Annotated in this window: 16 protein-coding genes and 1 riboswitch; of the genes, 3 read left to right on the top strand and 13 right to left on the bottom strand. The window is 36.0% G+C overall.

The features are described 5' to 3' along the window. Positions 1–48 precede the first annotated feature (48 nt). The 3 genes from purH to HZI73_RS10945 form a co-directional block, all read right to left on the bottom strand. A complete protein-coding gene (gene purH, locus HZI73_RS10955; RefSeq protein ID WP_212698269.1) occupies positions 49–1605 on the bottom strand; it encodes a bifunctional phosphoribosylaminoimidazolecarboxamide formyltransferase/IMP cyclohydrolase in 1557 nt (518 codons plus the stop codon). A 36-nt stretch (positions 1606–1641) separates the two neighbouring features. Further along, positions 1642–3864 carry a formate C-acetyltransferase gene (gene pflB / locus HZI73_RS10950; protein ID WP_212698268.1) on the bottom strand — a complete coding sequence of 741 codons (2223 nt, stop codon included), beginning with the start codon at positions 3862–3864 and terminating at the stop codon, positions 1642–1644. Positions 3865–3986: 122 nt separating this feature from the next. Continuing rightward, positions 3987–4066, bottom strand: a riboswitch (ZMP/ZTP riboswitch). Between the two features lie 159 nt (positions 4067–4225). Continuing rightward, positions 4226–5326, bottom strand: a complete 1101-nt coding sequence (locus HZI73_RS10945) for a slipin family protein (RefSeq protein ID WP_212698267.1) — start codon at positions 5324–5326, stop codon at positions 4226–4228. Positions 5327–5958: 632 nt separating this feature from the next. Between HZI73_RS10945 and HZI73_RS10940 the strand changes: the two genes are divergently transcribed. Both HZI73_RS10940 and HZI73_RS10935 read left to right on the top strand, forming a co-directional pair. Continuing rightward, positions 5959–7218 (top strand): WYL domain-containing protein, encoded by a 1260-nt coding sequence (locus HZI73_RS10940; protein ID WP_212698266.1) that lies wholly within the window; start codon positions 5959–5961, stop codon positions 7216–7218. Continuing rightward, on the top strand, positions 7215–8216 hold the full coding sequence (locus HZI73_RS10935; protein WP_212698265.1) for a WYL domain-containing protein: 1002 nt from the start codon (positions 7215–7217) through the stop codon (positions 8214–8216). The genes HZI73_RS10940 and HZI73_RS10935 overlap by 4 nt, the downstream gene beginning before the upstream one ends. Before the next feature lie 66 nt (positions 8217–8282). Here the strand turns inward: HZI73_RS10935 and HZI73_RS10930 are convergent, their stop codons facing one another. From HZI73_RS10930 to HZI73_RS10915, 4 genes are all read right to left on the bottom strand, one after another. Then, positions 8283–9632: an NCS2 family permease gene (locus HZI73_RS10930; RefSeq protein ID WP_212698264.1), complete on the bottom strand. Its 1350-nt coding sequence runs from the start codon at positions 9630–9632 to the stop codon at positions 8283–8285. Positions 9633–9915: 283 nt separating this feature from the next. After that, positions 9916–11544 carry an extracellular solute-binding protein gene (locus HZI73_RS10925; RefSeq protein WP_212698263.1) on the bottom strand — a complete coding sequence of 543 codons (1629 nt, stop codon included), beginning with the start codon at positions 11542–11544 and terminating at the stop codon, positions 9916–9918. 118 nt (positions 11545–11662) lie between these two features. After that, a complete protein-coding gene (locus HZI73_RS10920; protein ID WP_212698262.1) occupies positions 11663–12538 on the bottom strand; it encodes a carbohydrate ABC transporter permease in 876 nt (291 codons plus the stop codon). Positions 12539–12547: 9 nt separating this feature from the next. Next, the gene (locus HZI73_RS10915; RefSeq protein WP_246552460.1) at positions 12548–13492 is read right to left on the bottom strand and encodes an ABC transporter permease; all 945 of its coding nucleotides are present in this window, start codon (positions 13490–13492) and stop codon (positions 12548–12550) included. A 291-nt stretch (positions 13493–13783) separates the two neighbouring features. Between HZI73_RS10915 and HZI73_RS10910 the strand changes: the two genes are divergently transcribed. Continuing rightward, entirely contained in the window at positions 13784–16096 is a 2313-nt protein-coding gene (locus HZI73_RS10910) for a helix-turn-helix domain-containing protein (RefSeq protein ID WP_212698261.1), read from the top strand. Here HZI73_RS10910 and HZI73_RS10905 read toward each other — a convergent pair. The 6 genes from HZI73_RS10905 to HZI73_RS10880 form a co-directional block, all read right to left on the bottom strand. Further along, a complete protein-coding gene (locus HZI73_RS10905) occupies positions 16079–17296 on the bottom strand; it encodes an MFS transporter (protein ID WP_212698260.1) in 1218 nt (405 codons plus the stop codon). The two genes, HZI73_RS10910 and HZI73_RS10905, sit on opposite strands and share 18 nt — an antisense overlap. A 178-nt stretch (positions 17297–17474) precedes the next feature. After that, the gene (locus HZI73_RS10900; RefSeq protein ID WP_212698259.1) at positions 17475–18257 is read right to left on the bottom strand and encodes an alpha/beta hydrolase; all 783 of its coding nucleotides are present in this window, start codon (positions 18255–18257) and stop codon (positions 17475–17477) included. A 16-nt stretch (positions 18258–18273) separates the two neighbouring features. Next, entirely contained in the window at positions 18274–19140 is an 867-nt protein-coding gene (locus tag HZI73_RS10895; protein ID WP_212698258.1) for an AraC family transcriptional regulator, read from the bottom strand. Between the two features lie 303 nt (positions 19141–19443). Then, positions 19444–21027 carry a xylulokinase gene (locus HZI73_RS10890; RefSeq protein WP_246552458.1) on the bottom strand — a complete coding sequence of 528 codons (1584 nt, stop codon included), beginning with the start codon at positions 21025–21027 and terminating at the stop codon, positions 19444–19446. A 158-nt stretch (positions 21028–21185) separates the two neighbouring features. Next, positions 21186–22064 (bottom strand): nucleoside hydrolase, encoded by an 879-nt coding sequence (locus tag HZI73_RS10885; protein ID WP_212698256.1) that lies wholly within the window; start codon positions 22062–22064, stop codon positions 21186–21188. 55 nt (positions 22065–22119) lie between these two features. Continuing rightward, positions 22120–24120 carry a beta-galactosidase trimerization domain-containing protein gene (locus HZI73_RS10880; protein WP_212698255.1) on the bottom strand — a complete coding sequence of 667 codons (2001 nt, stop codon included), beginning with the start codon at positions 24118–24120 and terminating at the stop codon, positions 22120–22122. Positions 24121–24135: the final 15 nt, after the last annotated feature.

Below are 24135 nucleotides of genomic sequence, written 5' to 3'. Positions count from 1 at the left end.
CCATAGCCATATGAAACAGTCTTTTACGAAAAAATCTATGATACTTGTCTAATGTTTAAAATGACGCATACCTGTAAATACCATAGCTATTCCATGTTTATCACAAGCTTCAATGGATGCTTTGTCCCGAATAGAACCGCCTGGCTGGATAATACAAGAGATACCTGCTTTTGCTGCTTCTTCAACACAATCAGTAAATGGGAAGAAAGCATCTGATGCGAGACTTGCTCCTTTTAGAGCATCTTCCCCTAGGTGTTCAACTGCATGGTCAATGGCTTGTTTGCATGCCCATATACGGTTTACCTGTCCAGGGCCAACACCCATTGACATCTTATCTTTACCAATGGCAATACCATTAGACTTAACATGTTTCACAACTTTCCAAGCAAATTTTAAATCTTCCATCTGTTCTTTGGTTGGTTGTGTTTTGGTGACCACTTCTATATGTTCTGGTAACAAAGCATGGTTAACGGTTTGAACCAATAAACCACCGCTGACTTTTTTAAGATCATAAGCTGTGTCAGGCTGCTTCTGCATAATGTTATCTAATGTCAGCACCCGAATATTTTTCTTCTTTTTAAGTATAGCTAAAGCATCTTGCGTGTAAGAAGGTGCTACGACAATCTCAACAAATATCTTGTTAATCTCTTCTGCCGTAGGAGCATCAATCTCACGATTAGCTACCACAATACCCCCATAAATGGATACAGGGTCAGCTTTATAGGCTTTTACATAGGCATCATAGATACTATCTGCACTGCCAACACCACATGGGTTAGCATGTTTGCAAGCCACTACCGTTGGTTCGTCAAATTCTTTTAATAACTCAAGGGCACCATTGGTATCATTAATATTATTGAAGGATAATGCTTTCCCATGTAATTGCTCTGCATTGGTTAAACAGCCTTTCGTGTTGCTCACTTCTTTATAAAAAGCGGCTTTCTGATGAGGGTTTTCTCCATAGCGCATATCTTGTACCTTTTCAAAAGACATGCTCATTACCTCTGGTAAGTCTGTTGCTTGTCTTTGCTCTCGCATATAATGAGCGATTAAAGTATCATAATGCGCTGTGTGTTCAAACACTTTTGAACACAGATAGAACTTGGTCTCATCAGACACTTGTTGATGAGCTGCTACTTCTTCTAATACTGTATGATAATCTTCTGGGTCAACCACCACCGCAACATCTTGGAAGTTTTTAGCGGCTGAACGAAGCATGGTCGGTCCACCAATATCGATGTTTTCAATGGCCTCTTCTCTGGTGACATCTTCTTTTAGAATGGTTTGTTTGAAAGGATAGAGATTAACAACCACCAAATCAATGGGCGTGATTTGTAATTCTTCTAACTGCTGCATATGTTTATCATTGCTTCTCATGGCTAATAAACCAGCATGAATATTAGGATGCAACGTTTTAACTCGTCCATCCAGACATTCAGGAAAACCTGTAACATCTGAAATGCCTATGACGTCAACACCAGCCTCTGTCAATTTCTTAGCTGTCCCCCCTGTAGAAATGATTTCCACACCTAAGTCTACAAGCTGTTTTGCAAATTCGACGATACCTGTTTTATCAGATACACTAATTAATGCTCTTTTCATCATTTTATCTTTCCCTTCTATAAAATCTATGATTAATCCTTAACATTTGTTGTGAAACGTTCGTCGTATAACTTCTTCTTGCTGTTCTCTACTAAGTCGATTAAAATGAACAGCATAACCCGATACCCGTATCGTTAAGTTTGGGTATTTGTCTGGGTGTTCCATGGCGTCCATTAACTTCTCACGGTCAAGCACATTTACATTTATATGATGGGCATTGTGTAAGAAATAGCCATCGAGTATGCTCACTAGATTTTTAATACGATCACTTTCACTTTTCCCAAGGGCTCCTGGACGAATAGAGAATGTACAAGATATACCGTCCCTACAGCAATCATAGGGTATCTTAGCCACAGAATGCAGTGAGGCTAAAGCACCTTTTTCATCCCGATTATGCATGGGATTTGCACCAGGTGCAAAAGGCTCACCATGTTTTCTTCCATCAGGTGTTGCCCCTGTTTTCTTACCATAAACCACGTTGGAGGTTATGGTTAGAATTGACAATGACGGGGTAGAATTTCTGTAAGTTTTATGTTGTTTCAACTGATTGATTAATTGGGAGGTCAACCCATTAGCAATCGCATCCACCCGGTCATCGTCATTACCAAATTTAGGATAATTACCCTGTATGTTATAATCTATAATTAATCCTTGTTCATCTCGAACAGGCATGACTGTTGCATATTTTATGGCACTTAGTGAATCTGCTGTTACAGATAACCCTGCCATACCAAATGCCATGGTACGTTCCACTTCTGTATCGTGTAATGCCATCTGTAACTTTTCATAGGCGTATTTATCATGCATGTAATGAATCACATTCATGGTATTGACATATAAGCCACCTAACCATTTCATATAGATATCCAACCGTTCTACTACTTGTTGATAATCTAGCACAGAACCTTCAATGGGTGGAAGCTCCGGTCCCACTTGGATACCCGATAGCTCATCCTTACCCCCGTTAAGGGCCATCAACAGAACTTTTGGCAGGTTGCATCGTGCGCCAAAAAACTGCATCTGCTTCCCAATTTTCATGGCAGATACACAACATGCAATCCCATAATCATCCCCATACCTTGTCCGCATAAGGTCATCGTTTTCATATTGTATGGAATCTGTATCAATGGATACCCTGGCACAATACGCTTTAAAACTGTCAGGCAAGTCTTTGGACCACAAAATGGTAATATTGGGTTCAGGTGCTGGTCCTAAGGTATAGAGTGTATGCATAAAACGATAGGAGCTCTTGGTGACAAGTGTTCTACCATCTTCACCCATACCACCAATCACTTCCGTAATCCACATGGGATCACCAGCAAATAATTCGTTGTATTCAGGTGTTCGCAATTGTCTTGCCATACGAAGCTTAAGAACCAAATCATCAATGAGTTCTTGGGCTCCCTCTTCCGTCAATGTACCTGCTTGTATATCCCTCTCCATGTAGATATCAATAAATGTACTGATGCGTCCAAGGGACATAGCGGCACCATTTTGTTCCTTAATTGCCCCTAAGTAACCATAATAAGTCCATTGAATGGCTTCTCTTGCATTGGCTGCCGGTTCTGAAATATCGTCACCATACATGGCCGCCATTTCTTTTAATTTACCTAAAAAGTCAATCTGGCGATACACTTCCTCTAATAAACGAATGTTATCTTCTGTCATGACTTTGTGTTGATAGACTTTCATATCCTTTTCTTTCTGTTGAATCAGATAATCCACGCCATACAGGGCTACTCGTCGATAATCACCAATAATACGACCTCTGCCATAAGCATCTGGCAGTCCCGTAATAATGCCTGTTTTTCGCACTAATTTCATCTCATCAGAATATACCCTAAACACCCCATCATTATGGGTTGTTCGGTAGGTAAATTCCTCTTCCACCTTTTGACTCAGCTCATAACCGTAAGCTTTACATGCACTTCTGGTCATGCGTATACCGCCAAATGGATTAATGGCTCGTTTAAGGGGCTTATCGGTCTGTATACCTTTGATTAATTCCAGTTCTTCATCCAAATAGCCAGCCTTAAATGTAAGTAAAGAGGATACCGTCTTCGTATCAATGGCTAATACACCCTTTTTTAGCTCTTCGGCTTTAATCACCTGAAACTTCTCTAAAAGACACTTCGTCCTTGGTGTTGCTTCTGCTAGAAAACCCTCATCACCTTCATAAGGTGTATAATGACGTTGAATAAAATCACGTACATTGATTTCCTTTTGCCAAGGACCTTCTGTAAAATGACACCACTGTTTCATGGAACCAACCCTTTCTTCTATGTACTCGAATGGACATACAAGTCTCATTCCTTGGACTAAGAATATTCTATGGGCCAGGGTCTCAATAAAAAGACCGCCTGAGCACACAGACTTTATTTAGTCACTGTTGCCCAGGCGGTCGGCATTTTTATTTCTGTACTCCCTGTGGGTACTCCCACTTCCGCCAGTCATACAGAATCGTCATCTTATTTACCTGTTTATTTTATCAAAGCCTTCATCAAAAGTCAATATGATTTGCCGAACATTAATCTTATTCTAATAATAATCATTCGGTTTCAGGAGGTAAATTCTGTATACTTGGCTTTTTACATGAACAATTTTGCAAGTTTTTGTCTAAATACTATTTAATGAAAGCTTCGGTTAACATCTCCATCATGTTAGCACCTCCTGAAACGGATAAATGGCCGATTTTATCGCATATCTTTTCCATATGTTCAAGCTCTTTTAGTTTATATAGCGTCTTATTCTCATCCATAAGTTTAGCTGTATTCAGCAAGCTTCTTGTGGACGCAATTTCCTCACGCCTTGTTATGACCTTGGCTTGAGCTTTCTTTTCTGCAATTAACACCGTATTAAGAATATCTTTAATGTCTCCTGGAAGAATGACATCTTTTACCCCTGCGTCTAGATATTCGATCCCTAACTCTCCTTCTTTTTCCTTTAGACGTTGAAGGACATAATCTCCAATCTCATGCTTTACTCTTAACAAATCATCTAACTTAAGGGTGCCCACATATTCTCTTAGGACCAATTGCAGAAACAAATAGATTTGGTTATAGATATCCTGTATCTCCATGATTACTTTATGTATATTGGTAATCCGATAGCCACAAACAAAATTAATCCGCAGGGTGACTTTATCTGCTGTCATAATCTCCTGTCCCACCATATCAACCTGAGTCTTTCGTAAATCCACTTTCCTTACCTCAACATCTTTGAAAACAGTCCAATAGAAATACCGTCCTGGCTGTAAGGTTTTCTGCATTTTATGATCATATAGCAAGATGCCCTGCTCATAAGGTGCAATATGTACTTCTAAGTATTTGCCTCTTAACTGAGAGTGCTTTAATAGTGTTTTATCAAAATCCTCACCTATCTCTGTTTTCTTGAAATCAATGACTTGAAATTCATTGTGGTGATGGACATGCCAGAATGCATATTTCCCAGTTGATAAAACACCTTTTAAACGTCCTTCACAGTAATGAACAACTAACTGATTATGTTCTACATTGACAATATCCAATTCTTCTAACAATGCTTCATCCTCTAAAAACGTATCAATGGCATATCCTTTCGGTATAAATGGCTTATTAATATCCATAACGACAACCTCATATTTGTGAAAAGGCATATAAAAATAGGACCGTGCCTTAAGACATTTCTCATAATTACCATCTTTAAATAAAAGTCCTCTTTCATTAATTTTAATCAATATTTTCATCTTTTTTCCCCTTTCTTATGATGCTAATGGCTGTTAATCCCCTAGAATCGTCACGGAACCACGGTTAAGTATGCCAACACGTCTATCGGTAACCCAGCGTCATCATACCTGTCACTTATGATGATTGAAGAATCATGGATATGCGTGTTGAGTATACGGTATCCCCTTAATTGCAAGCGCGATACTAGTGTATCCATGGATGTTGCTCATGGACACATGGGATATAACAGATTAACATGTCAAGATGCAATACTTTTATTGCAATATCTTGGGGATTCGAACCCCACACATACACGTGCTGCCATTTTGGTTTGAATGACCATCAAGGTACAACACCTCTCATTCAACTCATCATGTCCCATCATCTGGCATACCCTTAGTCATTGACCGGGCACCGCAAGACCTTTACGTCTTAGCATAGCGATAGTTCATATTTATTTCTTATGCACCTATCCTACCACGACAGTATGACATTATCATTAAAAAAAAGTTGCGAACTTGACAAGCGGATATAAGGAATGCTAACATTTTTAATACACAACTACATCCGCTAACCTGCTGTCATGGTTTAACATATCATGTTAACATATAAAAACAGCATGAAATGATACGCTTTATTTGGAGGAATGGAAATGGCAGGATTTAATGAACTGGTGAAGAACCACGAACGTATACGCCATTACATAAGGGATTTTTTAATATACGGCTATAAAAGTCGAAACGACTATGCTTATAACAGCAGCCGAAGTTATGACAACGAGCGGCGGCGCATTGAGAGTTACTTAGGGGATTATATCCGAACCGAACACTCAACCCGTGGAAAACGCATGTTTATCTCATCCGATACACAGAACATGGAACAGAATCCTCTCTCAAAGACATGGATGACCAAATCATTTACCCGTAACGATATTATGCTTCACTTTATGATCCTAGACACGTTATCATCTGAATCGAACTTATCGGCTAATGCCATATCTGATGTGATCTATGAACGCTATTTGAGTCGAGTGGATATAACGAAACCTCCTGATACCATGACCATTCGGAATAAATTAAAAGAATATACCATGAAGGGCTACCTAACAAGCACAAAAAAAGGGCGCTCATTGGTATATGCTCTAGGCACATCGCCCATAAAAAGCTTGACTAAAACCCTAGTTAAAAAGCTCTATATGGCTTGTGGTTATTATCAAAATGTAATACCCGTTGGAATCATCGGGACTTTCATCCAACAGAAAATACAAGACGTTAAGGACTTGGCTACTTTCTCTTTTCGTCATTTTTACATTGCACATACCCTGGATGACAATATACTCCTACAGCTTCTATTTGCCCTAAAACGCCATACATGGGTGGATATACATATCTATAATAGACGACAAGATACAGTCCTCCAGCTTAAGATTCTACCATTAAAAATTATTCAAAATGTAAGTCTCGGTCGACGTTATGTATCTGCCTATAGTTATTATACAAAACGCTATAGCAATTATCGTCTTGATTATATTCGAAAAGTAACACGGGGCCATCTTGTGAAAGCCTTTCAAGCGTATCAAGATACATTAGCAACCCTTCGTAAGGATACCTGGGGTATCAATATCTACCATCAAAAGGATCTTGAATCTGTTAAAATGACGCTACATATTGATGAAGCCCATGAGCAGTATCTTATTGATCGCATTCACCGTGAAGGTCGACATGGTGAGCTAAACAAGATGACGAACAACACCTTTTGTTATGAGATTCTTGTCATTGATGCTAACGAAATGATACCTTGGTTACGTACTTTTATAGGGCGTATAATCGCTTTTGAATGCTCCAATGGTGTTATAGAACGAAAATTTATAGATGATATTCGAAAGATGATTGACATGTATGGAGGCGAATGATGGATTTATTCAGTGAAGTTCATGGGCTCTACTATCAGATGATACAAGACATACTCCAAAAAGCTCATAAACAACCCCTAACCAAACAACAAGTATGTGGTCTGCTACAGGAAAAGGGTTTTCAAGAAACCTTTTATAACCTGGCACCCAGATTATTAGAAGAAACCATGGATTCCTACCATCTACTTATTCAACATCATAAGGGTTATCAATCCATATTAGATGCTGAACCGATCACGTTAATGACTCATTTAGAAAAAATGTGGTTAAAAAGTATGTTATCCGATAAACGCATTAACCTCTTCTTTGATAGTCAAGACATGGCATCTCTAGAAACAGCTTTGGAGGATACAGAAACTTTATATGACGATGACTCTATTATTACAGTGGGTCAAGCCAATGATGGTGATCCTTTTTCAGATGGCCTATACAGAGAACATTTTCAAAAGATATGCTATGGGATTACCCATAAAAAGTTACTTCAAATAACTTACCTGAATGCAAAAGGTGTAACAAAATGGAGCAGCTATGCTCCTCACCGCCTTGAATATTCCATTAAAGATGATAAATTTCGTTTGAATGCGGTTCAGATTAATCAGGATAAACTGCTCTATTTTAGTAAAATTAATGTGGCACGTATCCTTCAAGTGACTATCATGGAAGATGCTACATACCCTACTGACATGGATACCTTCATAAGTTCCCATAAAAAAAAGGAACCCATTGAAATGGTGCTAACCAATGAACGCCAAGGATTCGAACGCTGTTTTATTCACTTGTCTAATTATGAAAGAAACACCGAATATGATGATGAAACTGGAACCTGTCGGATAAAATTGTATTACTATGATGTGGATGAGCCTGAATTAATTATCCTGTTACTCTCCTATGGACCCGTTCTAAAGGTACTTGGTCCACCATCATTCAAAGCAAAAATGCAAGAGCGGATCTTACGTCAAAAAGAACTGTTTTTGCACCATAATCAATGGAATGATTAGCATCATAAAACCGCTTATCCAATGACTTAGATAAGCGGTTATTTTATAGGGTTGATTAGATGTTGCTTAACCTGGCATGATAATGAATCTTATAATGAACAGGATTGCCAGTACATAGATAATTGGATGGACTTCTTTTCCTTTGCCTTTGAATAATTTAAGGGCACTGAAGGAAATGAATCCAAATGCGATACCTGTTGCAATACTTTGTGTGAAAGGCATCATCACCATTGTTAAGAATGCTGGAAGGGCATTATCGATACCATCAAAATCAATGTTCTTAACGGCACCAATCATCAATACACCCACAATAATCAGTGCTGGAGCAGTGGCTGCACCAGGGATTAGTAATGCAATGGGCGATAAGAATAATGCTAAGACAAATAGAATGGCAACAACCACAGCTGTTAAACCTGTTCTACCACCTTCTGAGATACCTGTATTACTTTCTAAATATGTAGTAACTGTTGATGTTCCTAATAACGCACCAGCAGTTGTAGCCACAGCATCTGCCATTAAAGCTTTGTTCATACGAATAACACGACCATTTTTATCTACCATACCAGCACGGGTAGCTGTTCCAACTAACGTACCGATGGTATCAAACATATCAACAAGTGTAAAGGCAACGACTACCATGATTAAAGCTAAGATTGCATCTAATGCTCCTTTATCAGCAAATAGCCCTCCAAAATCTAATTGAAATAAAGTTGGCTCGATACTTGGTGGTGTCCAGCTAGCACCTTGTAACGAATTAATGTCAGTTACACCAAAAGGTATACCAATAAGTGTAGCAATTAAAATACCATAGAGTAGTGCACCTCTAACTTTGTACATCATTAATATAGCAATGATAACAAGTCCGATTAAAGCAACAAGTGCGGGTTTTACTTCGCTATATTTACTAAAATCACATAAAAAATAACCATCTGTTGGGCTAATAACAAGTAGACCTGCATTTTTAAGACCAATTAGTGCAATGAACAAACCAATACCAGCAGTGATAGCATATTTAATATTTGCTGGAATGGCATCAACAATCTTTTCTCTAAGCCCTGTCAAAGTAAGTAAAATGAATATACAACCTGAGATGAAAACAATTGCTAAACCTTGATTAAATGTGTACCCCATAATACCCATGATGGTGATTGCAAAAAAAGCATTCAACCCCATACCAGGTGCTTGTGCAAATGGCAACTTAGCATAGAGTCCCATAATGAGCGTACCAATTGCTGCAGAAATACAAGTTGCTACAAGAACAGAATTAAACAATGGATTTCCCATGTTCTCCCATCCTACGAGTACACCTGGATTAACGACAATGATATACGCCATAGCCATAAATGTCGTAAACCCCGCAATAACTTCAGTCTTTACATTCGTGTTGTTTTCTTTTAACTTAAAAAACTTTTCCATGGTTTGACCTCCATATATTTTATAGCTTTATATTATCAAAGCGCCCAATAATTGTCAATAGAAAATCCGAATGTTGTTTTGATTTTCTTTATTAATGTTCGAGTTTTTCTGATTTATTGTTAGTGTAATCTCTTTTTGTGTTCACAAAATAAAGCTTATAAGCCTTTATTCAAAGGTTTATAAGCTCTAATGGATTTTAATTACATGCTTACATACTGCAAACTTTAAAAACCACAATTAACTCATCTAGAACACTTATGTCTGTCTATATAAGCATACATGATTATTTTTGTCTATCATAAGCTGTGTTATATAAAACGTCTAAATCGCCGCTTCCTTTAGCTTCACATTCAGCTACAAATGCGTCCCAGTTATCAAAGGATTCAACGCCAAAGATGAATTCTTCTGTTTTTTGAAGAACATAATCATTTAGACTTGAACGGTAAAAACCTTCTTCTTCTTTCTCCAAATCTGTAAGGGTAATACTAGGGTCTTTAGGTGAAAATACGCCTTCTTCATCCATTTGGGTAAAGAGGTCAATCACATAATCTGTCTTTCTTGACTTAAAAAGGTCATCGTCTTTACGAGCAGTTAAACTGTTTTGTGGCACACCATTAATGGCTGTGTAATCAAGATCGAAATCCATAAACTCTTTTCTGCCGTTATCAAGGATTTCAAAATCCACACCCTCTCTTCCAAAAGAAGTTAACTCTGCTGCTTCATCACTGTAAAACCAATCAATAAATTGAAGCACTAAATCAAAGTCATCTCGCTCAGCGACTGCTGCACTAATAACCCATGATTGTTCAAACTTATTTATTTTACCACCTGAGAATGTACCACGGGGTCCTTTTGGCGGCATGAAGGGTTGTACATTATAATCTGGATTACCGGACTGCTCAGGACCATCTCTGTTATAGCGAAGTTCATTACCGATCCAGTCAACCATAATAAATTGCTCACCGTTTTTGATACGTTCCTCATATAATGTTGAGTCAAGTGTTGTGAACTCAGGGTCAAGCAATCCTTCTTCGTACAGCTTATTCGTCCACAAAAGCATCTCTTTATACGCTTCTGTTGCAGGAGCAAAAAAGAAATTATCTGCTGCTTGATCATAGAGGAACATATTACCCAATGTCCAACCACCAATGGTGTCAAATGCAGGTGCTATTTTTGATAAAATGTTTGAAGCTGTAAATCTATTACTGATTGGATAGTCGTCAGGATTGTGCTCTTTCCATACCTTAGCTGCTTCATAGATTTCATCCATGGTCGTTGGCATTTTTAAACCATACTCTTCTACTTGGTCCATTCGAATCATCCAGCCGTGGCTGTTTGTTCTTTGTGGATTCGCATTGATAGGTAGGAAATAATATTTACCATTTGCCTCTCTTGCATTGTCAAGATCTGCATGGTAGTCATATTTTTCTATGAAGGCTTTAAAATGAGGCATTTGATCAATATAGTCACTGATGGGTAAGATTAATTCAGCTGGTATATAAGGTGATATATCATGACCAAAAGTCTTGGATATAATATCTGGTAAATCACCTGAATTCAGTGTAACTGTTCGCCGAGCTACATAGTCCGATTCAGGAACTGTTTCTAGTTGAAGATCTACATTCAAGCGTTCTTTGATCTCCGTGAGAATCATCCAATCACTTTGTGCTGGGTAATTTGAATTATCTGAATATAACATGGTTACAGTTATGGGTTGATCACCAAGCATGGGTGAAGCTTCATCATTCTTTTGTGTATTTTTATCTCCACTTTTCTCTGCTGACGATGAACTTTCTTTGCTGTCTGAGCTTTCTTTTTCGCCTCCTGAACCACAGCCTACAAATAACGATACTACCATGACAACTACTAGTGGCATTATAAACCATTTACGTAACTTACTACTTTGTCTCATAACACTACCTCCTATTTTATTATCTATAATATGTAAAGCCTTCTATCTATAAGAGTCCACCTGGAAGCCTGGCCATGGCATCCACTTAAACTCATGATAGCATTTATATCATCCATCACTAACCTTTAACCGATCCTATTAAAATACCTTTTGCAAAATACTTTTGTACAAAGGGGTAAACACATAGAATTGGAATACTCGTAAGCATGATGGTGGATGCTTGAAGGGTTGCAGGTACGGTCTTAGCTGAATGCTGATCCATTTGCTGTCCAGATTTAATGGTATTCATTGCACCTAGAACGATATTTCTCAAATACATGGCAACGGGTCGTTTCACATCTGATTTTAGATAGATTAAGGACATAAACCACTCATTCCATAGCCAAACTGCCATAAATAAACCAATCGTTGCAATAATGGGTTTTGATAATGGAAGCACAACACGCATGAGGACCCCAATATCTGTTAAACCATCTATTTTCGCTGCACTCTTCAGATCATCAGGTATACCTTGGAAAAATGTTTTCATGATCATAACGTTGTAGGCATTCATTGCACCAGGCAACACCATTGCCCACATGGTATCATATAAACCTAGGTCTCTAATTAAGATGAAGTTAGGAATTAAACCTCCTGAAAAGAACATGGTAAATATCATGAATTTCATCACTAGCGGACCACCATATAAATTTTTTTTCGATAATGGATAAGCAGCCATTATGGTTAAAGTAAGACTGATTGATGTTCCAAGTGCTGTATAGAGAACTGTGTTTTTATAACCTATCCAAAACTGGTCCTGTTTCAATACATGGCTATATGCAACAAGATTGAAATCTTTTGGCAATAAAAAAACTTCTGATGCCATGACGGCTCTTGAACTACTAAATGATACAGCCAGCATATATAGAAATGGAAATAATGTCAAAAGAACAAGGACAAACATAATGACATGATTTAATCTTAAAAAATTCTTATAGTTAAATATTCTACTCATTTCAGCCTCCTACCACAAACTATAATCTGTATTTTTTCTTGCAAGTTGATTCGTCGTCCATAATAATACTAAACAAATGACCGCTTGGAATAATCCTGCAGCAGTTGCGCTGGAGAACCTTGGTATCTGGGATGCAAGACCTAATCGATAGATATACGTCTGTAAGATATCTGCTGTTTCATATATTTTGGGGTTATACATAAGAAGAACTTTTTCAAAACCTAAGTTCAACGTATTACCAACAGCAAGAATTAAAGTGATGACAATCGTTGGCATAATACCGGGTATCGTTACATGAACCACTTGATGCCAGTGATTAGCCCCATCTATACGTGCGGCTTCATACAGATTCGGATCAACTCCTGCTAATGCAGCAATATATAATATGGCGTTCCATCCCATGAATTGCCATATATCGGATGCAATATAGACTGTTCTAAACCAGCTGGCTTCATTCATAAAGAAGATTGGCTCACCACCAAAGAATTTTATAATCTCATTAACGATACCTGTTGATGGTGATAGTAGATTGAATAGCATGGATACAACAACGACTGTGGATAAAAATCTTGGTAAATAGGTAACCGTCTGAATAAACCTTTTTTGCTTATTATTTCTCACTTCATTAAGTAACAATGCAAATATAATGGGTATAGGGAACCCTATTACAAGTGCTGAGAAACTTAAAATAAACGTGTTTTTAAACACATTCCAAAAAGTAGGATCTTGAACTAACTTTTTAAAATACAATAAACCAACCCATTCACCTGATAACATTCCCCCACCAGGTTGAAAACGTTTAAAAGCTATTGTAATACCATACATGGGTGCATATTTGAATATGGCAAAATAAATAACAGGAAGAATGAGTAACAGATATAGCCTATAATCTCTTTTAATCTGCTTAAATGGAACCTTTCTTTTTTTCTTACTATAAAGTTTGACTGTTTCCAAATCTTAACATCCCTTCTATCGTGACTTTTATGACCTGCATTGAATGATATATTTAACATAACATCACAAATTTTAACGGTAAAGTTATAAATTCTTCTTCTTGTAGCAACTATTTCACTACGTGATTTATAAAAATAGGAACATGTTGTAATTTATGAAAAAAATAATGTGTATTTTTACAACATAGTAGAAATGGATAACAAATCACATATTGCTACAAAAAGCAGATTATTTAACATTGACCATGGATTTTCAAGCTTTTATAATGAATATATTAAAAGGAGGTATGTCATGTTTAAATCATTCAAGAAAAACAGCCTTTTCTATACCATTTTTTTCTATTTTATAACTGCTATCTTTGGTGCCTTTATTTTTCTCCTTTTTACAAACACATATTATCTGAACATCTTACAAGAAAAAACCAAAGAACAATACGCTCATGAACTTAAAAACCTTTCAGAAACTTTAAACACCATTGTTGAAGAAATTCATTATACCACTGCCATGTTTAACACAACTGAAGACTTACGGGAAATTCTAACCACACGATGGTCTTTTAAAAACGATGATTTAACGGTGTTAACAAATTCAATGCATGCATTAAGTACGTTTAAACGAACAAAATCATTTATTCATTCCATTATTGTGATTTCCGAAGAAGATGATCTGGTTCTTACTAATTTTGGAACTGGTAGGATTGAAGAATTTTTCCATGTTTTAATGGATTATGATAAATATGATACAGATTACTGGTTGAATGTTGAAGGGATAAGAGAAAGATACAGGCTTCTACCACCAAGTATCGTAACGAATAATGTGACGAAAGTCAAAACGAAAGTCATTCCCATTATGCAATTTAGTGCTGACAACAGGATTTATACAGATCCCGTTATCGTTAACCTTGAAGCATCCTACTTTGAAAGTCTTCTAAACGAAACAAAGCTTTCGGATAACTCTATTTTATTCCACTTTACTCAAGATTTTATATTAAGCATTACGGATGCAGAACCTCATTTGCCTCTCTCTGAAGATGCCTTAATCCAATTAGCACAAGATAATCAAGAAAAAGCGAGAGATATTATCCACATCAATGGAAAAAGATACTTAATTGTGACCTATAATAGCCCTATGTTCCACCATACTGTATGTGCCATAACACCTTACTCTGATTTATGGAGAGAATCATGGTCCATTCTTATTCTAGCTCTCATTATCTTTTCCATTGGACTCGTTCTTCTTACCTTCCTTAGTTTTAAGCTAAGCAGTAAGATTTATGCTCCTATTCATAGCGTTACCCTAAGATTAAAGGAACAATTCAGCAGTGATTCTGATACCACCATAAAGAATGATCTTGATTTCCTTAATCATAGTTTTCAATCCATTCTTAGTGAAATAGTTAAATTGAAAGCTGATCTTAACCTAGCCATCCCCTATGTTTGTGAAAGGTATCTTGTCAGCCTTTTTGAAGATAGTGAAATTTTAAATGAAGAGGAAGTGGTCGATTTTTTAGCACAATATGATTTTAACTTCCCCAATAAAAACTTTATGGTCATTTATTCTGTATTAAACTTTAACAAGAGCTTTTATGAATTACACACAAAAGCAGAATTTAATGCCATTTGTCAAGGAAGTTTACTTATTGCTAATGAATCCTTTTCAGCCCTTGAACATCGTTATATTTTTTCACCAGCGGCCAATCAAATATGCGTTATATTGAACTTACCCCATGAATTGGATAAGAAAAAGATTACAGAAAGTATATTTAAATATCATGACGCATTGGATATAGCTAACAACTTACTTATCGTCCATAGTGGTGTTGGCTTAATGTACTCTAATCTTAATGGTCTAAAAAAATCTTATAAAGAAGCATTGGAGGCAAGTTCACAGATTACGTATCTCACAAAATCAATGATTCGCACCTATAATCCCACGGACAATACCAACAACTTTAGTCGTTATACCATAGAAGAAGAAAATCACTTAATAAATTACTTGTTACAAGGTGATGAAGCAATGGTTATGCAGCAATATGATATGATTTTGGATAGAAATCTAAAAGAAAACATCTCCTGCCATGCACTCAAAGAGCTCTATCTCCGTCTTTACAACACCACATTAAGGGTAATCAACAGAAGAAATCATAATATTTATGATATCATGGGAGAAGATTACATAAACATCAGTTCTCAACTAGGTGAATTACACATCGATAAACTTTACACGTATGTTAAAAACGTGTATTTAAGAACCATTTTGATTCATAACAAAGAATGTGCTGCTAAAGATATCAAAAACCTTAAGGCTTACCTGGATGCACATTATACAGAAGATATCTATTTGGATGCCATTGCTGAATATTATGGTAAATCAGCTAACTACATGTCCAAATATATCAAAAAGACATTAGGTGTGTCCTATCAAGACTATATCTCTTCCTTACGGATAGAAAAGGCAAAAGATTACTTAAAATCCACTAACATTAGTATTAATGATATATCTAAAAAAATTGGTTTTAATACCAGATATCCATTTATTAGGAAGTTTAAAATCTTAGAAGGTATCACACCTAGTGAGTATAGACAACTACATAAAGTCCTTTAGCCTATTGCTTAAGTGTTTATACAAAACAATGGTACCTATCAGTGCAACGATTCCTGTATATGTATGGAGCTGCACAATATCCAATTGGTCCATTAAGACGCCAACAAAAGGATATAATAAAGCCACCACAAGATTCTCACAGAGGCTTGTAAAAGAGATGATCGTTGCCCTTTTATCTGTTGTAATATGCTCATTAAGATAGTTTAAAAGGATTGGTCTTCTAATGCCTCTAGCAAATTCTTGTATGGCGATAAAAACGACACCCACATATAATCTGGTCATACCCATTAAAAAAAATGAACCCACGAACAATGCACCCAAAAACAGTAATGATTTTTCTTTCAATCTCCGCGTAATGAGATGGACTTTCCTTGAACCCATGGCGGCAGCAACGTTAAAAATAGCAAATAAAAGACCAAAATACTTGGCATCCACATGTACTGCTTTCATGTAAGGTTGAAAATACCAGAATCCAATCCGCCATATCCCATAAATAAAAACGGAGTATAGCATAATGGCTCTAATTTGGTGATGATTCTTAACGGTTATGGCACTTGATTTTATGTGTCGCAAGTAATGAGGTCTTTCTTTCACTTGGTGTTTATGTACCTCTGTGAAAAATAGTGTGGCTACTCCCGAGATACTTATCAATACAATGGATACCATATAAGGCAAATTGACATCTACCGTGTACAGATAACCTATCATAATTGACCCTAGCGACTGTAATAGAAACGCATAAAACTGAGCTTTTCCTTGAATGGAGGCATACGCATCTTCTCGTTTTAATGCTTTAAGTGTATCATATAAAAGGGCACTATCTGCTCCAGATTTAAAACTCAGTCCAAAGCCAAACATAATCTCTGCCATAACAAATGCATAGAAATGATGCGTCAAAACATACATAGCTAATCCTGCTACCAACATAATGCTTGATAGCATTAGACTAAACTTTCTTCCAACAACATCAGCTATAGCACCTGTAGGCACCTCTAATAACACGATACTCACAGCATTAATTGATTGAAGTAACATAATCTGTGTTAAATTAATGCCTTTTTGCAACAAAAATAAGACGACGATTGGAGCAATGAGCCGAACCCCAAAACCTACATACAGATAAAATACAGCTATGTTTTTTTCTAATTGTTTACGTTGTACTTTCTTTCTCCTCTCTATAGTATTTATATTTCCGTTCATTTGTAAATACTATGGGTATTTCATTTCCGATTTCATATCCAGGTTATAGTATACATGTTGTGACTGATTATTTCAATTAAATTTATTTATTCATAGGTATGGTAAAAAAAAACATTTGACCTAAATTGCCTACCACATAATAAAATCGAAAGCATACCACTATCTTGATACCAACCAACTAATTGTATCGATTTAAAAATTTTAGTGTCTCCATAATGATAGCCTTTGTTCTATCATCATGATTTAATACATCAAAACCGTGATTGCCTTCTTCATGATACTCAACGACAATATCATCACCTGAATGGGTGAACTTTATTTGTTCTTTTAGGGAAATAAAGCGATCTATTGACGAATTAATTGCTTTTCTATCTTTGCCTGCTTTTGCAAAAAACATAGGAAATGGTAAGATTTTGGTCTTATTAAGAACATGATAGGGAGACATTCCACCCTCAAAACTAATCTTTTTGCTAAGCTTTTTCTCCATCAAAGTGTAATAACATACTATAGAGCGTATAAAGGGAAATTTTTCTCGAATAAAGGTGCTTGTAAATATACCAGCACCACTAAAAAAGAACAAATTAATTTGATCAGATTTACTGGATAATGTCTCCCCACTGTTCCTAATAAAATCTAATCCATCTAAGATATCTTCTTCGGCTGATAGGATTGCCTTCTGTGTGACATAGCGATATTCTAAAACAATAGCGGTATAACCCACAGAAGCTAGTAATTTACTCCACGAAGCAAAAATACCCCACTCTTTTATATTTTTCTCCTTTGATGGTCCACCATGAATGAATACAACTACAGGTCTCCCCTTATTCACTTTTATAGATGGTTTATATAGGTCCATTTTTAAATGGTCATTATCCAAACTTTTATAAACAATATCTTTAATAATCTCTATCTTCGCCTCATCATTAATCAGGTTTGGAATGGTTTTTTCATAGAACGTCATAATTTCTTTACTCTCCTTACTTTATTTGAAAAGGTATATATATATCACTAACAGATTCTTCATTATATGGACCAAAATACTCCTCTCCATAGTGTTCAAAGTTAAAATGTTCCGATAATCTATAATCTGTATTTGGTAGCCATTCTTCGTAGATATATTGATAAGTATATCCTACTTGGTTAGAACGTCCTTTATGTCTGAATTTCATATAAGTTCCAGCTGGAATAGTCTTAGCAACAAATTGTATAGGAACAGATTCAATACGCTCCACTTCAACAGCAATAAAGAAAAAGGTGCTGTCATCATCTTGATCAGGAAACCAATATTGCATCTGATAGAATCTTTCCCTTTTTTTGATATAGGGTATAGTTGATAAATTTTGCATAAACAACGACCACGAGTTTGACAAGTCGCTTTTCATAGATATGTTGTAATAAAAAGGAATTCCCATGAGTTGCCGTTCATTAAGTTCAACAAACTCTGGGGATTTATCCAATGCATGATTAAATCGATTTAAAGTCTGTTTAGTAATGGGCTTCAATAATAATCGCGAATTCACTTTCCCATCTTTTCTAATTTCATTGGGATTCTTGTGCATGATCCTTTTAAAAGCTCTAGTGTAAGTCTCAGGACTTCCAAATCCATATTTCAGTCCAATATCTAAAACCCGTTGATTCGTGTTTAATAAATCATCTACTGATTCTGATATCTTCCTAGCTAATATATAACTTTTGGGCGAATACCCCGTAACTGTTTTAAACAATTTACTAAAATAATAATAAGAAAAACCGCATTGTCTTGAGATTTCTGCTAATGATATGGTGTTTTTCAAATTCTTTTCTATGAGGGTAATTGATGATAATACGATGTCTCTATTATTCATTTTTTCACTCCTTGGAAATTAAAGATACAACTCTTTTTTATATACACTTTACCAATTTCCTTTAAATCCATTATATCAATCTCCCTTCAAATTTAATATATATTTAGTATAATAATTTTTTTAGTACTCTTCTTGACCTTATTTGTTACTGATTAATAACAAAATGATATTTTTTGTCATCTTTGCACATAATTTTGGGTATATAAAAAAGCCTGTAATTCTTATTTGCTTTACAGGCTTTCTTCTATCTATATTTATCCTTTTTGAATGTATAAAGATGGCATAATTTTCTCTGGAAAATAACTACATATTGTCTACTGCCCTTCTTTCAATACAGATACCCTTTTTATATGCTTTTAAATATTTACGAAATCCAGCTACATCAGCATCACAGGGATACATTATTCTTTTATCAACATCACTAAAAACTTCATCTTCTAAAAATTGAGATATGTCTGGATAAGCTTCTTTTTTTTCTACGTATGATGCTAAAAGTGCCATACCCCAAGGCCCTCCTTCACCGGCATGATTCATCACAGTAACTGGTATGTTAGTAGCTCCAGCCATGTACCGTTGTCCGACTATAGGGGTTTTAAATAAACCACCATGACCAGTAATCTCTGAAACATGGATCGCTTCATCCACTGTTAATATATCAAGCCCTATTCGAAGAACTGCCATAGATGCGTATAGGTGAGCTTTCATAAAATTGGCAAGGGTGAAGCGGCTATCTGGCCTTCTTACAAATAGAGGACGACCACTTTCAAAGTCAGTGATGTGTTCCCCTGAAATATAATTATAGGCTAATAATCCATCACAATCTTTTTCCCCTTTGAGGGATTCTTTGTATAATTGTTCATACAAAGTATTGATACTAAAATCAGCCCCTAACAGTTTTGCAGCTTCACCTAACAATTCAACCCATCCATTTAAATCTGAAGTACCATTGTTCACATGAACCATAGCTACTGGATTACCTGTTGGTGTTGTTACCATATCAATTTCTGAATGTCGTTTTTTAAGATTTTTTTCTAACACAATCATGGCAAATATAGACGTTCCTGCAGATATATTACCCGTCTTCGTTTTTACGCTATTTGTAGCAACCATACCCGTTGCTGCATCACCTTCCGGAGGACACATGGGTATATTCCCTTCCAAACAACCACTTGGATCAATTAATTTTGCTCCTTCATTGGTCAAGTAACCAGCCGTTTCTCCAGCAACTTGAACAATAGGAAGTATCTCTTCTATATTCACTTGATAGCCTATTTCTTCTGCTTTTGTATTAAATTTGCTCATCATTTCTATGTTATAGTTTTTAGTATGTGAATCAATGGGAAACATACCGGATGCTTCTCCAATGCCTATTACTCTTTTTCCTGTAAGTTTCCAGTGAACATAGCCAGCTAAAGTGTTTAAAGCGTATACCTTGGATACATGTTCTTCTTGATTTAACATTGCTTGATAAAAATGAGCAATGCTCCATCTCTGAGGCACTGGATAATCAAAGAGTTGTGTTAATGCTTGTGATGCATGTAACTGTTTATTATTTCTCCAAGTTCTAAATCCTGTTAATAATTGGTCATTTTTATCAAATGGTAAGTAACCATGCATCATACCACTGATTCCAATTGCATTGACTTTACTAAGAGATTTCTTTGTCAAAGACTTATACTGAGCAGCCATTTCACCATAAGCTTCTCTAATTTTATCCCATACCAAATCAAGGTCATAGGACCAATATCCATCGATTAAACGATTCTCCCACGCTGAACTACCTGTAGCAACTGGCTTAAGATTTTCATCGATTAGCACCACTTTTATCCTTGTGGAACCTAATTCAATGCCAAGGTATCGTTTATTCATCTTATTGTTATCATTCATAGGCATCTCCTTATTTGATTTACACAACCTTTTAATTTATAGACTTTGAATATGGTACAGTTTTTAAATCACATTAATACTTATATCTTTTGTTTAAGTCTCTTTACCTAGTATAACACTATCACAATCCAGAATGAAATGCATTAACATCTGTTACATTATTCTAGCAACAATCGAACCATATCTTTCTTAAGTTTTTCTTCATCGATAATGCCTGTGGCACAATGTACTCTATTACCATAACCTGATTCTATATGGGTTAAACCGTTAAAATCAACATACATATCCATATCTTCGTGCGTAAAAGCACTTTCATCATACATATACATTAACGTAACTGGATCGTACAAAATGGAACTTTCTATATCAACATTCTGTTGATGTTCATTCCAATCACAGTCTTCCCACCAAATTCTATAATTGTCTAAAACCGCTTTCACCAAAGAATCCTCGGATGCTAATAATGCCTCATAATAACTTCCGTCTAGTTTGGTTTTTCCACAAACATCTGTAGGTATTATATGTTTCTCAACATCATAAGCTAATAGTTGCCTTGCTGACTGAAAATCCGATCGTATATTGGTTTCGGCAAAGGTTTCGTCAAAGGATCCCTGCATGGAATAAACAATGCATTTATGGACAGCCTCATCATGATTTCTTAGAAGTTCTGCAACATTTGTCTTATCACCAATCGATAAAATTTTCACTTTATCTCTGCTTTCATGAATAACTTTTTTCATAGGTTCTAACGTTCCCGTGTAGATACGTCCTCTATAATGTTCTAAGGAAAAATCTTCAATCCATCGATCTTGGGCTCCTCTGTTGCAATCTTGAGGAAGATTGTATGCAATAGGAATATCTTCTCTTCCTGCAATGGTTAGTAATTTGGCTGTTAGTTGAACCTGATAAAACGTATCATATCCTGTGATGGAAATTAATTTTATATCATAACAGTCCATCTTTAGTAATAATGCCAAAGCCCAAGTATCATCAATATCACCACCAATATCTGTATCAAGTATTATCCATTCTTTCATCCGTATCTCCTTTTCAAACGTTATTAAATTCAATCTTGTTCACATGATAGCTTATTTATTCAATGACTAACATACGATGACCACATAGTTTTTCTATGGTAACTTTCAATTTGCCTTCATTATAATCAAAGTCTAAAGACTCCATCTCTGGTACAAGATATACTTTCCTCGGTTTTATCTTACGCATATCTTTGTTTCCCATCATATTGACTTGCATCTGAATACCATAAACAGGTAATTTCGTATCAACCAACTCCAAACGTTTAGATTTTTTTTCTGCTATATAGTGACTCATATGAATAATCAAACGATTATGTTGCTTTCTAACTGTCACTTCTCCACTACTTGGTAATGACGTTTCAATGATAGGGGTTCCCATTAAATCATGGATAGCTTTTTCAATAATCTCTCTATAAACACGTACACCGTTGACTATATAGTCTGTGAACAATGGATGACTGATATAAATAACTTCTCCGGTATTAACAATACCAGCTTCTTGAATTTTTTCATCATGAGGAAACTGTCGATGGGAGCAAAAACAATCATAGGTTCTGTTATAGTAAGGTTTATACAGTGCTGCTTGGATCTGGTCTTGGTTATTAGCAAATACTTTTGATCCTTTTTCATACAATGCATACAACATATCATCAACTTTTTCACTAAATCCATTAAGATCCAAATACATTGGTGTATAGTCTGCATCACCTTCATATGTAATTGCAGCTTCTTTTAATAGGTATTGTGATTCATCTTTATTTAACCCTGATTTATGGGTAGCAATAACCTTACCTCCATTTTTAATATAGTCACTTATCTTCATAGAAGCTTCTTTATCAAAGGTTACACGATCAGGTAAAATGATTAATTTATACTTATTAAAATCATCTTGCCACTTTATAAAATCAAATTGCTGCTTAAGTTCAAGCATCATGCGTAACGCACCTTCATCAGCGAGCATGTCTTTTTCAAAAGCATGGTGGACCATCACAATACCTATTTCTGAAATTTTCTCATCATGAACACACCATGGTTCTCTAGCCTCAATTTGAGCATAAATTTGTCCAATTCTTTTATAGGTTGCCGTGTCAAGAACACCTCTTGGATGCAATTGGTCACCAATGGAACATTTTGAACCATTAGCCAGCATTCTAAAACATTCAAATTCTAGAGCTTCTTCATTTCTGAGTGATCCAAAATCTCCCCATGCATTATGGAACTTACCGTTCATACCAATGCATTCACCATTAAAGCGATTGTGGTAATTCACATAGAGTGGAAACAGATTATATCCCCACAATTCTGACGGCAACGATTCTACTTCAACATGGGTTTGATACTTGCCTCGTTTTTCAATGTTATAATCAGGCTCATACCCACCATCCGGTGTCCACTGTCCATTAAAGAATATGGTTTTGGTTTCATCCATGGATTTAACATAGTCATATATATCTTTTTGGAACGCTTCAAGAACTTGATAGTCATGCTTAAGTCTGTCCTCTTCTGTTTGTGGGTCCATGCCTAATGCCTTCATTTCAGAAAGACAAGTCTTACATAAACACTGCTCTTGAAAAATAATGTCAAACCAGAACCCTGCAAACGCATAACGCTCCATTAATTCTTTAATCTGTTCCTTCATAAACACTCTGTATTCTTTGTTATTCAGGCATAATTTTCTCCATTTATAAAAGTAATCATCAAAAGGCGTTTTTCCACCTAGAACACCTTGGGGAGATACCTCCAACCAGCTTTCCTTCTCAGCTGCAGTTTCTTCCCAACCCATTGGAAAATAAACATTGGCAATCATGCCCTCCTCTTTAAGTTCTTTCAGCATTTCACCTAATAGGTCCCTTTCACATGACGGATGCACTACACCTAAATCCGTATCACAATAATGCATGCCATGATGACATTTGGCAAACACATTAATACCATTTACATGAGCTTCCTTTAATGTTTTGACGAAGTCTTTTGAATCAAAATCCTTACCCACATCACCTATAAATGGGGATGTATGAAAATCTAAATGTATCTGTCTGTATGGTATTAGCATCATAAACTCCTTATAATC

Origin of the sequence: Vallitalea pronyensis, assembly GCF_018141445.1 — a bacterium.
Classification (GTDB): Bacteria; Bacillota; Clostridia; order Lachnospirales; family Vallitaleaceae; genus Vallitalea; species Vallitalea pronyensis.
This window is presented reverse-complemented; position numbering and strand designations above follow the sequence as displayed.